The following is a 13,697-nucleotide window of genomic DNA, read 5'->3' on the forward strand; positions in this document are numbered from 1 at the left end:
CCCGTGTTATTGGCTGCAATACAATCTTGTTGTAACAATTCAATAAACCCAACATTCAGATGGAATACCAAGAAATGAAATTCAAGTCCATACTGCGCTCAGTAGCGAATCAGACCAAAACACTATTTACCTTTGCTCTGACGGCATGCCTGATTTGGCACTCAGCCCAAACCCAGGCTCAGATTATTGAGTCACCCCAAAGTGGCATATTAAATGTTAACGCAGGCCGCTCACCGACTATTGATGATGTTCCTCAACCTGTTTCTCTTTACGGCTGTAACAATACAGTTGTTGAGACCCAAGTATATTGGGATACCCAAAACCAGATATTGGGTGCTATACCCTATGGTTCAAGGATGTCTGAATCCGGTAAAGAGTACGTTGTCAGTAAATACTACATTGCCTCTCCCCCTGCCTGGCGCACTACAAAGCAAATTGAAAATGCCACTGCGAAAAAAGACGCGCAACCCTTTATCGGCTTAGTTACGCCCGACAATTTCACCTTTACTGGGACGAAACCAGCCCAAATTGTGAACTTTGATTATCGTATTTTAATGCCCACCTACCTTGAACATGTACAGGTGGATTTCAACTGGTCAGAAGATGAAGTTCTTTCCTGCGCGGAACAAGGAGTCACGTCAATCCCTATCAATACAGAGTGTCCCAACTTTCCCTGGCGTGCCGGAGCGGAAGGTGCGTCAGGAATCGGTCTGCTAAATACTGACGGAAGCACGGCATTCTTACCAACGCTAAAAAAACACGAAGATCCGCTGCAATGCAGCGTCACATTGCTAAATGACATTATGCTGGATCATAAAGTGTTTTTTAGCACCGATGAGGGCTTAAAAGAGACCATCAACCTCACTCAGTATCAGGCTGAGAGTAAAACCATGAAACTGGTCTGTGTTGAGAGGCTACCAGAAGACATTCCAGCTGGCTGCCGATGAATTTTTAGTGTTGCTAAGCAGCGTTGTAGGTTTAGTATGAGCACTATTGCTTAATATCACTCATGAAGTTGAACTATGACAGAAAAACTCTTTGTTTATGGAACCCTTTGCCCGGGCCGCCCTAACGCCCACTTGCTGGAAAACATCGGTGGCTGTTTTACCAAAGCGACTGTGCGCGGTACCCTGCACGAACAAGGTTGGGGAGCCACAATGGGCTATCCAGCCATCAAAATCGAAGCTAATGGGGACAAAGTCCCGGGCTATGTATTTAGTTCTGAGAGACTGGCCGAGCATTGGCCAGAGCTGGATGACTTTGAAGGTGAAGCATACAAAAGAATTACGACTTCAGCGTTGTTGGAGAACGGGGAAACAGTATCAGCCTGGGTATACAGTTTAAACCCGGAAATTCAGCTATAAGCTATAATTCATCCCTGACTAAACTATTACTGACTCCCAATGAAAATCACCAATCTGACTGAAAACTTTGTCGTCCTGAATTCTCATCAGGAAGCAACTATTGAAATTGCCGATGCAGGGTTGTACGAACGGTTGGATAATCAATACCAACAGTTTAAGGGTCATAGCCTGATTGCAATGCACTCATTTGAAAGTGACTGGCCCAGTTGGGAAATCCACCCAAAAGGCGACGAAATTGTGGTATTGATGTCAGGCGAAATAACTATGATATTAAAGGAGAATATCGGTGACCGGGCCGTTACTTTACGTCACTCCGGAGACTTTGTTATTGTGCCTCGTGGGGTATGGCATACCGCTAAAACAGTCCAAAAGTCTCAGTTACTCTTTATTACTCCGGGTGAAGGTACTGAAAATAAAGTGTTCTGATGCGTTTGCAGAAATTGCTGCCGCATTCCTCAAAAGTGCGTACGAGTAACGCGCTTATGTCAAGCTCCCTTCGGGCTGCGCCTGTTTGCAAAGTTTTACCGCAGAGATCAAAACGCTCTAGCCGAGCATTGGCCAGAGCTGGATGAATTTGAAGGTGAGGCTTATAGCCGGATACAAGTAAAGGTAGACTTAGACAATGGTGAATCCGTTACAGCGTGGGTGTATTCACTACACCCAGACTTGTATTGTTCTGCGATTAAAGCGGAAGCCCCACTAAAAACAACACCAGTTCCTTGTATTCATCGAAAGACTTAATACTGCGGGTATTAGCATAATATTTACCATTTACAATCAAAGTAGGCACAGTACCAATGCCCTGCTTTCTCAACTCAGTGGTTTTCTTGGCCATTTTTTTCGCTTTTGGCACAACGGAAAAGCTCTTCATGGCCTTATCAAATTTATCCCCCTCTACACCATGGCTAACAAACACCGCCTTGATGTCATCTATCGACGAGAAGTCGCCTTTTTCTACATGAATCTTTCTAAAAACAGCGTCTACCACTGGCTCTTTAACTTTTAATAACTCAGCAACGATTAGGGCTTTAGTTAATGCCTGTTCAATAGCGATATCTCTTCCCGGCATCATATCTACATGGTTCTTCTGCAGTTTGATACCGTCAGGCAAAGATGCATCCAGGTCTCTCATAAAAGCTTCCTGGCTAAAGCAATGTGGACAATAAAAAGAGAAAAACTCAGTCACCCCTTTTTTGTCGGATAACGGTGTTTCCAGTACAGTGTAATGAGTGCCTTCTTCAAATTCAGCGGCAAAAAGGTGTGTTGTAAACAAAGTTACAAGCAAAAGAAATACTTTGGTTTTCATAGGGTGCTCTTGATTTTTATTGTTGTCCTACAGACCAAACTAGTAAAGCCTGTGACCACTAAGTAGGATTGCCATTTAGTTTGCTGACATACTAACAAGTTAACCAGATAAAAGTGTCTTCTGATTCTGTATCAAAATATTGCGGGAGAAACAAAGGAACAGATTTATTTAAGTGATACCATTTGCAATATCATATTCACCTGTATTCCACAAAACTTCGGAAGTTCACACTCTTGTCCTTAAGTCATGCGTAAATCAGATAAAAAACTAGACAATCAAATTCGTTCAGGATTAACGGAAGTATGCGAAGCAGCGTTGAAAGACCTTGAAGGGTTTCAATGGCTTACCCACCTTGTGAATTACAATAACTTTCCGCAAAGCCTCAAAGTGATCTGTGTTTTCGATACCAATAACAACCTGGATAACTACTTATTGTCAGTCAGAAATGATTATATCCAGTCGCTTATCATCTCTGAACTTCAGAAATTAAACATTTCCTTAAAATCAGTCAGAAACCAAATTCTGTTTGATACAGAAGAAAACTGCACATTGCAGCACAATGGCAATTGGGCGAAAAGGCTGGGTTAAAAGCTCTTCACATGGCGTTAGTGAAGAATGAATAACGAGCCCAATTAATCCAGTAAAGGGCCCTTGCAAGCTAAACTACAGCGCCAGAACTCTTTGCAACAATTCATTGTTAATGGCTTCAATAGATCTTATTGTATCGTCATCCACACAGGGAATACGGCACCATTGATTTTTTTGATTTAGATATTGGTACACCTGATAAACCTTTTCCAGATAGCCGTGGGCGGCTTCATGTATATCTTCTTTTTCATCGGTGTAACTGCGTTGCTTTTTCTTAAGTACCAACTCTTTTGATACCGACAGTGGCACATCGAGGAAAAAAGTAATATCGGGTTTTGGCAAGCCATTGACTTGATATTCCAACTCTTCCAACCAGTCAATAAAAGCTACGCGTTCTTGCTCTGGAAACTTAGCCGCCTGATGGCCCATATTGGATTCCACGTAACGGTCACAAACCACATAATATCCCGCATTGAGATCAGCCAACAAATCAGGCTTCTGCTCCAATCGGTCACTGGCAAACAACACTGAGGCTAGCTTCGGATGCACCTGGTCAATGGAGCCGAATTCACCACGCAGAAAAGCGCCCACTTCTCGTCCAAAAAAAGTCTGCTCATAAGCCGGAAAACTGTACATTTTTACTTTTTTCCCTGCTTGTTTAAGCTGTTCTAACAACAGTTGGCTTTGTGTACCCTTACCACTGCCATCAATGCCTTCTATGGTTATTAGTTTTCCCGTCATGGTTCAGACCTGTATTGCAATATTTATTTGGTTTATCCAGGCGTGTAGCCGCCTGAAAAAATTCGAGGCGTAATAATGCCACTAACGACGAAATCTGTCAGTGTTAATTAGAAGAGTTAAGCCAATAAAAAAGGGGCAGTTACCTGAGTAACCGCCCCGACAAATACCCTTGCGCTAACGAGGGGTTGTATTACGGAGACACTAAAAAGTGTTCTTGAACTGCTGCAATTCTTTTAGCTAAACAAAATTACAGCGGTAATCTGATTTAAAGCTCTGGAGCTTCCTCTTTCGCATCCTCGGCCTTACCAGTTTTCTTTAGTAACAGTTCTTCGCGAAGACGAGTTTCGAGTTCATTAGCAATTTCCACATTGTCTTTCAGGAACTGCACTACATTGGCCTTACCCTGTCCGATACGATTGCCATTGTAGCTGTACCAGGAACCCGCTTTTTCTACCATCTTTTGCTGTACACCAAGGTCAATCAATTCAGCTTCTTTACTGATACCTTCGCCATACATAATCTGGAATTCACACTGTTTGAACGGCGGAGCTACTTTATTCTTTACTACCTTGACGCGGGTTTCGTTACCCACTACTTCGTCACCAACTTTTACTGAACCGATGCGACGAATATCCAGACGAACAGAAGCATAGAACTTCAGTGCATTACCACCGGTTGTCGTCTCTGGGTTACCAAACATCACACCAATCTTCATACGGATCTGGTTGATGAAGATACACAAGGTGTTAGATTTTTTGATATTAGCAGTCAATTTACGCAGTGCCTGAGACATCAAACGCGCCTGCAAACCGACGTGAGAGTCACCCATCTCACCTTCAATTTCAGCTTTCGGTGTCAGAGCGGCTACAGAGTCCACAATAACCACATCTACGGCTCCTGAGCGGACCAACATGTCACAAATTTCCAACGCTTGCTCACCTGTGTCTGGCTGCGACACTAATAACTCTTCAACGTTTACACCCAGCTTTGCGGCATAAACTGGATCTAGTGCGTGCTCCGCATCCACGAATGCACAGGTTTTACCTTTCTTCTGCGCTTCAGCAATAACCTGTAGCGTCAGCGTGGTTTTACCGGATGATTCCGGACCATAGATTTCCACCACTCGACCACAAGGCAATCCGCCTATCCCCAATGCAATATCAATCGACAATGAGCCAGTGGAAATAGACTCAATATCCATCGCCAGGTTGTCGCCAAGGCGCATAATGGTGCCCTTACCGAATTGCTTTTCAATTTGTCCAAGTGCTGCTGATAGTGCGCGTGATTTATTGTCGTCCATTGTGAACCCCTGTTTCTAAAATACTCTCATGTAACCTGAGAGATTGTGATTATGGTCGCCCCTACTGATTTTCAGGCAGAGCGTAATTTTTTCGTTAGCTATGGGTAAATATTGATTGAAGTTAGTAGACGGGTATTGCTTTCAACCCAAACAACTGTATTTTCAACCAGTACTTGAGCACAAGTATACTGTACAACCATACAGTTACAATGTTTTTTTTAAAGTATTTTATAAGTGCTTAAAAAATTGAGAGTTTTTTAATTTTCAAGATGTCGCCGACCTGAAGTCGGCGACATTTTACATGTATTTCGAGCAACAATCCAAATACCTCTCCTGCACAATAAAAGTAGGATAAATCTTATAATGCCAACTTTTTGATCAATGTTTGCATTGCCACTTCTACGGTTTGTTCCCGAACCTTGGCTCGGTCGCCTGTAAATATTTTAGAAAATGCAAATTGCTGCTCGCCAATAACAAAACCAAACCACACCAGACCCACGGGTTTGTCTGCAGTTCCCCCACCCGGCCCGGCGACACCGCTCACTGCCACCGCCACATCGGCCTTTGCCATTTTCAAGGCACCGAGGGACATTTGCTCTACAACCGCTTGTGAAACCGCCCCGTGCTTATTAATGATTTCGGGGTCGACGGCGACAAGATCGGATTTAGCCTCATTGCTATAGGTGATGAATCCTCGTTGAAACCAATTTGAACTTCCAGGGGCACTGGTAATGGCGTATCCTATGCCTCCTCCGGTACAGGACTCGGCACAGGTAATCTGCCAGTTTTTGTCTGTGAGTAGCTCACCAAGTTGAGCGGAAAGTGTCAAAATCTGATCTGAAATCATCGAAACTTCTCAAAAATAAGTAAAAAATAAATATGTCGTCACCTGATTATAGTGAAGCCGCACTGGCAAACCATACCCCTATGATGCAGCAGTATTTACGCATCAAAGTCGAACATAAAGAAATCCTGTTGTTTTATCGCATGGGCGATTTTTATGAATTATTCTGGGATGACGCTAAACGTGCCGCACAACTACTGGATATTTCCCTGACAGCCAGAGGCAAATCAGGCGGCAATGCCATCCCCATGGCAGGTGTTCCCTACCATGCTGTTGAAGGCTATCTCGCCAAATTGGTAAAACTGGGGGAATCGGTTGCCATCTGTGAACAGGTTGGCGATCCGGCAACCAGCAAAGGCCCCGTTGAGCGTAAAGTCACCCGAATCATTACACCTGGCACAGTAACAGATGAAGCCCTGTTAGAAAACAGTGCCGAAAATCTGTTAGCAGCAGTTTCTCACCACAAACAGGAGATAGGTTTCGCGACTTTAGACGTAAGTAGTGGCCGCTTTGTGATCCGCCAGTTGCAAAGCACCGAAGCACTTGAAGCCGAACTGGAAAAAGCTCGCCCTGCTGAGATTCTATATCCTGATGACTTCCCATATACCTGGTTGTTTGATCAAAATGCCGGGTTGCGACGCAGACCTGAATGGGAATTTGACCCGGCAACGGCGGTTAAACTGCTCAACGAACAGTTTGGCACCCGTGAATTATCGGGGTTTGGTATTGAGCAAGATAGATCGCAAATGGCACTAGCAGCGGCAGGCGCCATTTTGCAATATGTCAAAGATACACAACGCAGTGCCCTGCCCCATATTCGGGCTTTGAAAAAGCCAGAAGATGACCATCTGTTACAGTTGGATGCTACCACCATCCGTAACCTTGAACTTACTAAGAACCTGTCCGGTGGTGAGCAAAACACCTTATTTTCTGTGCTGAACCAGACCAAAACACCGATGGGAAGCCGTTTGCTACGACGCTGGCTACATGAGCCATTGCGCTGTCGCAACGCTATTCGCGCACGACATAGCCTGGTTGAACAAATTCAGCGAGTTGATTTTGTACAGGTTCAGGAAAACCTGAAACTGGTGGGCGATCTGGAACGAATACTGTCCAGAATGGCGCTAAGAAGCGCGCGACCGAGAGACTTTTCCCGATTAATACAGGCCTTGCAGCAACTTCCAGAGATACATATTTTTCTGGAAGAGCTGGGCAATCCAGAAGCGCTACTGTTAAAAGACAACATCGGACTTTTTTCCGAATTACACCAACAACTGGATGATGCCATTGTAGACATGCCCCCCATGTTAATTCGAGATGGTGGCGTAATTAAACCTGGTTATAACAGTCAGCTAGATGAATATCGCGCTCTAATGACAGGCGCAACGGACGTACTGGAAAAGATTGAAAAGCGCGAGCAGGAAGACACCGGGATCAGCAACCTGAAAGTGGCCTTCAATAAAGTGCATGGCTATTACATTGAAGTCAGTAAAGGTCAATCTCATTTAGTGCCACCTGAATATGTACGTCGACAAACCCTCAAAAACTACGAGCGTTATATTATTCCTGAGTTAAAGGAATATGAAGATAAAGTGCTTTCCAGTCAGGCCCTTGCATTGGCTTTGGAAAAACAACTATATGACCAGCTCTTCGATCGGGTTATCCCAAATCTGGCAGCTCTGCAAGATACCGCAGAGTCCATTGCACAGTTAGATGTATTAGTGAATTTCGCAGAGCGAGCTGAGGTTTTGAGTTATCATCAACCGGAAATGACCGATGACAACGAAATACACTTCCATCACGGTCGACACCCGGTTGTAGAAACCATGGTATCCAGTCCCTTTATTGCAAACCCGATAGCCATCACCGATGCTCGTAAAATGCTGATTGTTACTGGCCCCAACATGGGCGGTAAATCGACTTACATGAGACAAACCGCGCTAATTGTATTAATGGCGCATATTGGCTGCTTCGTTCCAGCTGAACAAGCACGCATAGGTATTATCGATCGCATATTCACCCGTATTGGCGCCTCAGACGATCTGGCTTCGGGCCGCTCCACGTTCATGGTGGAAATGACAGAAACTGCCAACATACTCAATAACGCCACTCAACACAGTTTAGTATTGATGGACGAAATTGGTCGGGGTACCAGCACTTACGACGGTTTATCTCTAGCCTGGGCAACAGCAGAATGGTTGGCTAGCAAACTAAACAGCTACTGTTTATTTGCCACTCATTACTTTGAATTAACGCAACTGGCAGAGGATACACCAGGGATCGTCAATGTCCATTTAGATGCTGTGGAATACGATGGCGGTATTCGTTTTATGCACGCCGTACAAGAAGGCGCAGCTAATAAGAGTTACGGCTTGCAAGTGGCAGAGCTGGCTGGCGTGCCCAATTCAGTTATTCGCAGGGCAAAACAAAAACTGCAAACACTGGAAAGCACTGCCCATGACGGTGCAGCTCAGCCGCTGCCTGTTCAAAGCGACTTTCTCACCAGTACCAACCCCGCTTTAACCATGCTTCAGAGCACTAATCCCGACGATTTAACGCCAAGGGAAGCACTGGACATTCTGTATAAACTTAAATCTCTAGACGACTCCTGAGGGAGTCGTTTTAATGAGATAATAAGTTTTTGTAGGGTACTTCCAACTTATCAAACAGATTCATCAGATTCTTTGCCAATACAGGCTTTGCTAAGAAACTGACGGCACCGCCAGCAATAGCCTCTTTTACATTCTGCGCGGTACTGTCTCCTGAACACATAACTACATTAATTTTAGGGTACTTCTCCCGCATCAAGCGCAGTAATGTCATGCCATCAGCGCCTGGCATATTGATATCTAAAAACACCAAGCCATAGTTATTAACGCGCAGCCTGTCGATTGCATCATGGCAACTGCTGGATGTCTGAACCTGAGAAAACCCAAGTTTCATTAATATTATCCGAATGAAGCTGCGGATTTGCTCATCATCATCCACAATCAAAATTTCAGTATTAAAATTTATTTGCTCCTTAGCCACGTATCCTCACTTTCATCGGTACTGGTTACTCCTCTAACTGTGTTTAAAGATAAGCAATAAATCTGCTTTTCACAAAATTCATCTTTACAGGGGATAATATTTACGCAAACGCGTAAATTCTCCAAAAAGATTGCGCTTAACTCATTGTTTGCAAAGCCGCATTTCCGTATACTGTAGCGCCATCTGACAGTCTCTTTGAGCCACCTCTTGGCGCTCAATTGTATCCTTTAGGTTTTACATGACGAATTATATTTTTGTAACTGGTGGTGTTGTATCATCACTTGGTAAAGGCATTGCTGCTGCATCTCTGGCGGCGATATTAGAGGCACGGGGCCTGAAAGTGACCATGCTGAAACTGGATCCCTACATTAATGTCGATCCGGGCACCATGAGTCCAATTCAGCACGGTGAGGTTTTTGTTACTGACGATGGCGCTGAAACTGACCTGGATCTGGGTCACTACGAGCGTTTCATTCGCACCCGTATGACCAAGCGCAATAACTTCACCACTGGAAAAGTTTACGAAGAAGTTCTCAAGCGAGAGCGCCGTGGTGACTTCCTGGGTGCCACTATCCAGGTTATTCCTCATATCACCAATGAAATCAAGCGACGTGTCGTAGAAGGTGCTGAAGGCGCTGATATTGCAATTGTTGAAATCGGCGGTACTGTCGGTGATATCGAATCACAACCTTTCATTGAAGCAATTCGTCAGCTAGGCACGGAAATTGGTCGCGAGCGTGCGCTTTACATGCACCTGACCCTAATCCCCTACATGAAAGCGTCCGGCGAAATCAAAACCAAACCTACGCAACATTCTGTAAAAGAATTGCGCTCGGTGGGTATTCAGCCTGATTTACTGGTTTGTCGCTCGGAAGTTCCACTTCCAAGCAATGAACGCTCCAAAATAGCCTTATTCACTAACGTCAATGAAAAAGCGGTTATTTCCTTACGGGACGCAGACAGCATTTACAAAATCCCGGCCATGTTAAAAGCACAAAACATGGATGATATCGTGGTCAATCGCTTCGGTATTGAATGCCCGGAAGCAGATTTAAGTGAATGGGAGCAAGTACTTTATGCCGAATCCAACCCCACTGGCGAGGTTGTCATTGGTATGGTGGGTAAATATGTCGAGCTGCCAGATGCCTACAAATCAGTTAACGAAGCACTAAAACACGCAGGCCTTAAAAACCGCCTGAATGTTAGTATCAAATATATTGACTCTCAGGATGTGGAAACCAAAGGGGAAGCCGTACTTGCTGGCCTGGATGCCATATTGGTCCCCGGAGGCTTTGGCGAGCGAGGCATCGAAGGCAAAATTCGCACTGCACAATACGCACGTGAAAACAAAGTACCATACCTGGGCATCTGTTTGGGTATGCAGGTAGCATTAATTGAATACGCCCGTAATGTTGCAGGCATGGAAAATGCCAACAGCACCGAGTTCGATCCAGAAACGCCCTTCCCGGTGGTGGGCTTGATTACAGAGTGGCAAGATTCAGCTGGCAGCACTGAGGTAAGATCTGAAGAATCCGACCTGGGTGGTACTATGCGTTTAGGTAGCCAACTTTGCCACCTGGAACCAGGTAGCAAAGTACATGATCTATATGGTTCAGATACAATCTTCGAGCGTCACAGACATCGCTACGAAGTGAATAATAATTTATTACCACAAATAAAAGCAGCTGGTCTGAAAGTGACAGGATTGTCTACCGACAAACGCCTGGTGGAAATCATTGAAAATGATGATCACCCCTGGTTTGTGGCAGGACAATTTCACCCTGAATTCAACTCTACACCAAGGGATGGACACCCGCTATTCGAAGGATTTGTCGCAGCAGCGGGAAAATACAACAAAGACAATAATTAATCTGTAACAGATTTAACGCAAAGCGCAGCCATATTTCATAGCGATATTGCTACGCTTTTGCTAGTTTATGCGGATTAATTGCGAACCCATTTTCAGGAACATATTTTTATGGCAAACATTACAAAGATTGTAGGTCGCGAAGTTTTAGACTCACGTGGCAACCCAACGGTTGAAGCAGACGTATTTCTCGAATCAGGAGCCTGGGGCCGCGCTTGTGCACCTTCTGGTGCTTCTACGGGTTCACGCGAAGCATTAGAATTAAGAGATGGCGACAAGTCTCGCTATTTAGGTAAAGGCGTAACTAAGGCTGTTGCAGCAGTTAACAATGACATCCAACAAGCATTGCTGGGTAAAAATGCCCTTGAGCAAGCTGCGCTAGACAAAATCATGATCGAGTTGGACGGCACTGAAAACAAAGAAAAGCTGGGTGCCAATGCCATCCTGGCGGTTTCGCTCGCTGCCGCCAAAGCCGCTGCAATGGAAAAGAAAGTACCACTTTATCAGCACATTGCTGACATTAACGGTACGCCAGGCCAATACAGCATGCCAGTGCCTATGATGAATATCATCAATGGTGGTGAGCACGCAGACAACAACGTTGATATTCAGGAATTCATGGTACAGCCTGTTGGCGCTGCCACCTTTAAAGAAGCCCTGCGCATGGGTGCAGAAATCTTCCACAGCCTGAAAAAAGTATTAAGTGGCAAAGGCCTGAATACTGCAGTCGGTGACGAAGGTGGTTTCGCTCCTAATCTGGCATCAAACGAAGAAGCACTGGCTGTAATCGTTGAAGCAGTAGAAAACGCCGGTTATGTGATGGATAAAGACATCACTTTAGCTTTGGACTGTGCCTCTTCTGAATTCTACAGCGAAGGCAGCTACAACCTGAGCGGTGAAGGCAAATCCTTCACGCCTTCAGCCTTTACCGACTATTTGGCTGAACTGAGCAACAAGTACCCGATCGTTTCCATCGAAGATGGTATGGACGAGAGTGACTGGGATGGCTGGGCCGAATTAACCCAAAAAATTGGTGATAAAGTTCAGTTGGTAGGTGATGATCTGTTTGTAACCAATACCAAAATTTTGTCTCGTGGTATCGAGCAAGGCGTTGGTAACTCCATTTTGATTAAATTCAATCAAATCGGTTCACTAACCGAAACTCTGGAAGCCATTAAAATGGCCAAAGACGCGGGCTTCACAGCAGTTATTTCACACCGTTCAGGTGAAACTGAAGATGCCACTATCGCGGACCTGGCAGTAGGTACAGCTGCAGGCCAAATTAAAACCGGCTCACTGTGTCGTTCTGACCGTGTTGCTAAGTACAACCAGTTGTTACGCATCGAAGAAGAACTAGGCAGTTCTGTTGCATACGCTGGTCGCTCGGCCATTAAAGGTCAATAAGACTGATAAGATGTTGCCACTTCGGTGGCAACTCTGACAGACTCACACCATGTTTGACAGCAACGATATCCAAACCTCAATATTCCATGGCAGTGAGCAGCAATTGGAATACGCCGAACTGTGCACTGCACTGTTTGAATCAACCCTATTGGATATCGCCAAACAAGATAATCTCGATACCGTTAGAATCCAACGCAAGCTGGCGGGACTTTCTTATCATGTTAAAAATGCAGCCTATAAACTGCTCACCACCGAAAACCCAATGGCGGTGGATATCCACAACGCCAGTTGGCAGTTAAAACAACCTCGCAAATGTCCCGGTAAACAGCATTTCACTGAAGAAGCCGTTGACTGGTATATGAAGCATTCTTGCTATGGCTTACCTGTGCCAGTGCTGCTGATGGATTTTGAACATATCTATCTGGAGCTGGATTCCATTGATATTATGGATTTGCCCAACAAGCGCATTCACCTCAATAAAAATAAGTGGATTTCCTTAGAGGCACAGGAAGAAACGCAACCGGTACTGCAGCACAAGCAACAACAGTTGGTTATTCTGCAAAAACCTTCAAAGGCAACCATGACTTCCGCTTGCTGTGGTCATCGCTGGAGCCATAAAGGTATCACCCATCCCCGTAAACTCAGCCTCAGAGAGTTATTGCTCTCTACTACCATTCACTGGAAGAACTTTCGTTTTCCGGTGTAAATTCGCCTTGCGCTATCAGCGCTCTCCTCAAACCTGTTCACTCGACTGTCGGTTTTTATTTATGCGAACAATGGAGTTTGATTTAAATGGGTTGGTCGAACTGAAGTTCGTTAACCTAAAGTATTCCTGGCTATTATTGTTCTGCTGATGCAGCACCAACAATTCAAATATCCATGCTACTGTAGGTTCGAATTTATTCGAACAACCATGTTTGATTTGAAGTAGATTGTAGAACTGAAGATCGCTCCACAACAAAATAGGATAAACATCCTAACCAAATGGTGATTTTATACTTATCAAACCAGTTTGCAGTTTTTAATCATGAAATATAACCAAAAACTTGCGTTTATCTCTGAAAAACATCGCAGGCGCTATTGACCCTATCCGTGATAAACGTTACAAATACATCCATACAAACGTTGAGAACATTCAACCCAAGATGGCAATTAAGTTTACTTCACTCCTACTTCTCCTTATGGCAGGCAAAACTGCACGGGTGAGTTGTAAGTAAACAACCAAAAGCATTCATGAAAAACCCGTGCACAGC

The 13,697-nt window shown here is 44.6% G+C and carries 14 protein-coding genes; 9 read left to right on the forward strand and 5 right to left on the reverse strand.

Going from position 1 to position 13,697, the window contains the following annotated elements; translation table 11 throughout:
• Positions 1–74: 74 nt before the first annotated feature.
• The 4 genes from ACXAD8_RS04955 to ACXAD8_RS04970 all read left to right on the forward strand — a co-directional run bounded on the left by ACXAD8_RS04955 (position 75) and on the right by ACXAD8_RS04970 (position 2,105).
• The gene (locus ACXAD8_RS04955; RefSeq protein ID WP_475225634.1) at positions 75–947 is read left to right on the forward strand and encodes a hypothetical protein; all 873 of its coding nucleotides are present in this window, start codon (positions 75–77) and stop codon (positions 945–947) included.
• Positions 948–1,022: 75 nt separating this feature from the next.
• A complete protein-coding gene (locus ACXAD8_RS04960) occupies positions 1,023–1,364 on the forward strand; it encodes a gamma-glutamylcyclotransferase family protein (protein WP_475225637.1) in 342 nt (113 codons plus the stop codon).
• Between the two features lie 39 nt (positions 1,365–1,403).
• On the forward strand, positions 1,404–1,790 hold the full coding sequence (locus tag ACXAD8_RS04965) for a cupin domain-containing protein (protein WP_475225640.1): 387 nt from the start codon (positions 1,404–1,406) through the stop codon (positions 1,788–1,790).
• Positions 1,791–1,871: 81 nt separating this feature from the next.
• Positions 1,872–2,105 (forward strand): gamma-glutamylcyclotransferase family protein, encoded by a 234-nt coding sequence (locus ACXAD8_RS04970; RefSeq protein ID WP_475232875.1) that lies wholly within the window; start codon positions 1,872–1,874, stop codon positions 2,103–2,105.
• Here ACXAD8_RS04970 and ACXAD8_RS04975 read toward each other — a convergent pair.
• Positions 2,047–2,670 (reverse strand): thiol:disulfide interchange protein DsbA/DsbL, encoded by a 624-nt coding sequence (locus ACXAD8_RS04975; RefSeq protein ID WP_475225643.1) that lies wholly within the window; start codon positions 2,668–2,670, stop codon positions 2,047–2,049. The genes ACXAD8_RS04970 and ACXAD8_RS04975 overlap by 59 nt on opposite strands.
• Before the next feature lie 246 nt (positions 2,671–2,916).
• Here ACXAD8_RS04975 and ACXAD8_RS04980 point away from each other — a divergent pair, with 246 nt between their 5' ends.
• Positions 2,917–3,258, forward strand: a complete 342-nt coding sequence (locus tag ACXAD8_RS04980; protein ID WP_475225646.1) for a Fis family transcriptional regulator — start codon at positions 2,917–2,919, stop codon at positions 3,256–3,258.
• A 75-nt stretch (positions 3,259–3,333) separates the two neighbouring features.
• Here ACXAD8_RS04980 and tmk read toward each other — a convergent pair whose 3' ends face one another.
• From tmk to ACXAD8_RS04995, 3 genes are all read right to left on the reverse strand, one after another.
• On the reverse strand, positions 3,334–3,999 hold the full coding sequence (gene tmk / locus ACXAD8_RS04985; RefSeq protein WP_475225649.1) for a dTMP kinase: 666 nt from the start codon (positions 3,997–3,999) through the stop codon (positions 3,334–3,336).
• A 265-nt stretch (positions 4,000–4,264) separates the two neighbouring features.
• Complete coding sequence (recA, locus tag ACXAD8_RS04990; protein WP_475225652.1) at positions 4,265–5,299, reverse strand: recombinase RecA; 1,035 nt, start codon at positions 5,297–5,299, stop codon at positions 4,265–4,267.
• A gap of 358 nt (positions 5,300–5,657) precedes the next feature.
• On the reverse strand, positions 5,658–6,143 hold the full coding sequence (locus ACXAD8_RS04995) for a CinA family protein (RefSeq protein ID WP_475232877.1): 486 nt from the start codon (positions 6,141–6,143) through the stop codon (positions 5,658–5,660).
• 35 nt (positions 6,144–6,178) lie between these two features.
• Here ACXAD8_RS04995 and mutS point away from each other — a divergent pair, with 35 nt between their 5' ends.
• On the forward strand, positions 6,179–8,755 hold the full coding sequence (gene mutS, locus ACXAD8_RS05000; RefSeq protein WP_475225654.1) for a DNA mismatch repair protein MutS: 2,577 nt from the start codon (positions 6,179–6,181) through the stop codon (positions 8,753–8,755).
• Between the two features lie 10 nt (positions 8,756–8,765).
• On the opposite strand, the gene ACXAD8_RS05005 is transcribed toward mutS, so the two are convergent.
• Positions 8,766–9,173, reverse strand: coding sequence for a response regulator (locus ACXAD8_RS05005; protein WP_475225657.1), 408 nt, complete (start codon positions 9,171–9,173; stop codon positions 8,766–8,768).
• 238 nt (positions 9,174–9,411) lie between these two features.
• Between ACXAD8_RS05005 and ACXAD8_RS05010 the strand changes: the two genes are divergently transcribed.
• The 3 genes from ACXAD8_RS05010 (at position 9,412) to ACXAD8_RS05020 (ending at position 13,150) form a co-directional block, all read left to right on the forward strand.
• Complete coding sequence (locus ACXAD8_RS05010) at positions 9,412–11,043, forward strand: CTP synthase (RefSeq protein ID WP_475225659.1); 1,632 nt, start codon at positions 9,412–9,414, stop codon at positions 11,041–11,043.
• Between the two features lie 108 nt (positions 11,044–11,151).
• Positions 11,152–12,444: a phosphopyruvate hydratase gene (gene eno, locus ACXAD8_RS05015; protein ID WP_475225662.1), complete on the forward strand. Its 1,293-nt coding sequence runs from the start codon at positions 11,152–11,154 to the stop codon at positions 12,442–12,444.
• A gap of 49 nt (positions 12,445–12,493) precedes the next feature.
• Positions 12,494–13,150 carry a hypothetical protein gene (locus tag ACXAD8_RS05020; RefSeq protein WP_475225665.1) on the forward strand — a complete coding sequence of 219 codons (657 nt, stop codon included), beginning with the start codon at positions 12,494–12,496 and terminating at the stop codon, positions 13,148–13,150.
• Positions 13,151–13,697 lie beyond the last annotated feature (547 nt).

The organism is Planctobacterium sp. AWH2_060, from assembly GCF_056158425.1.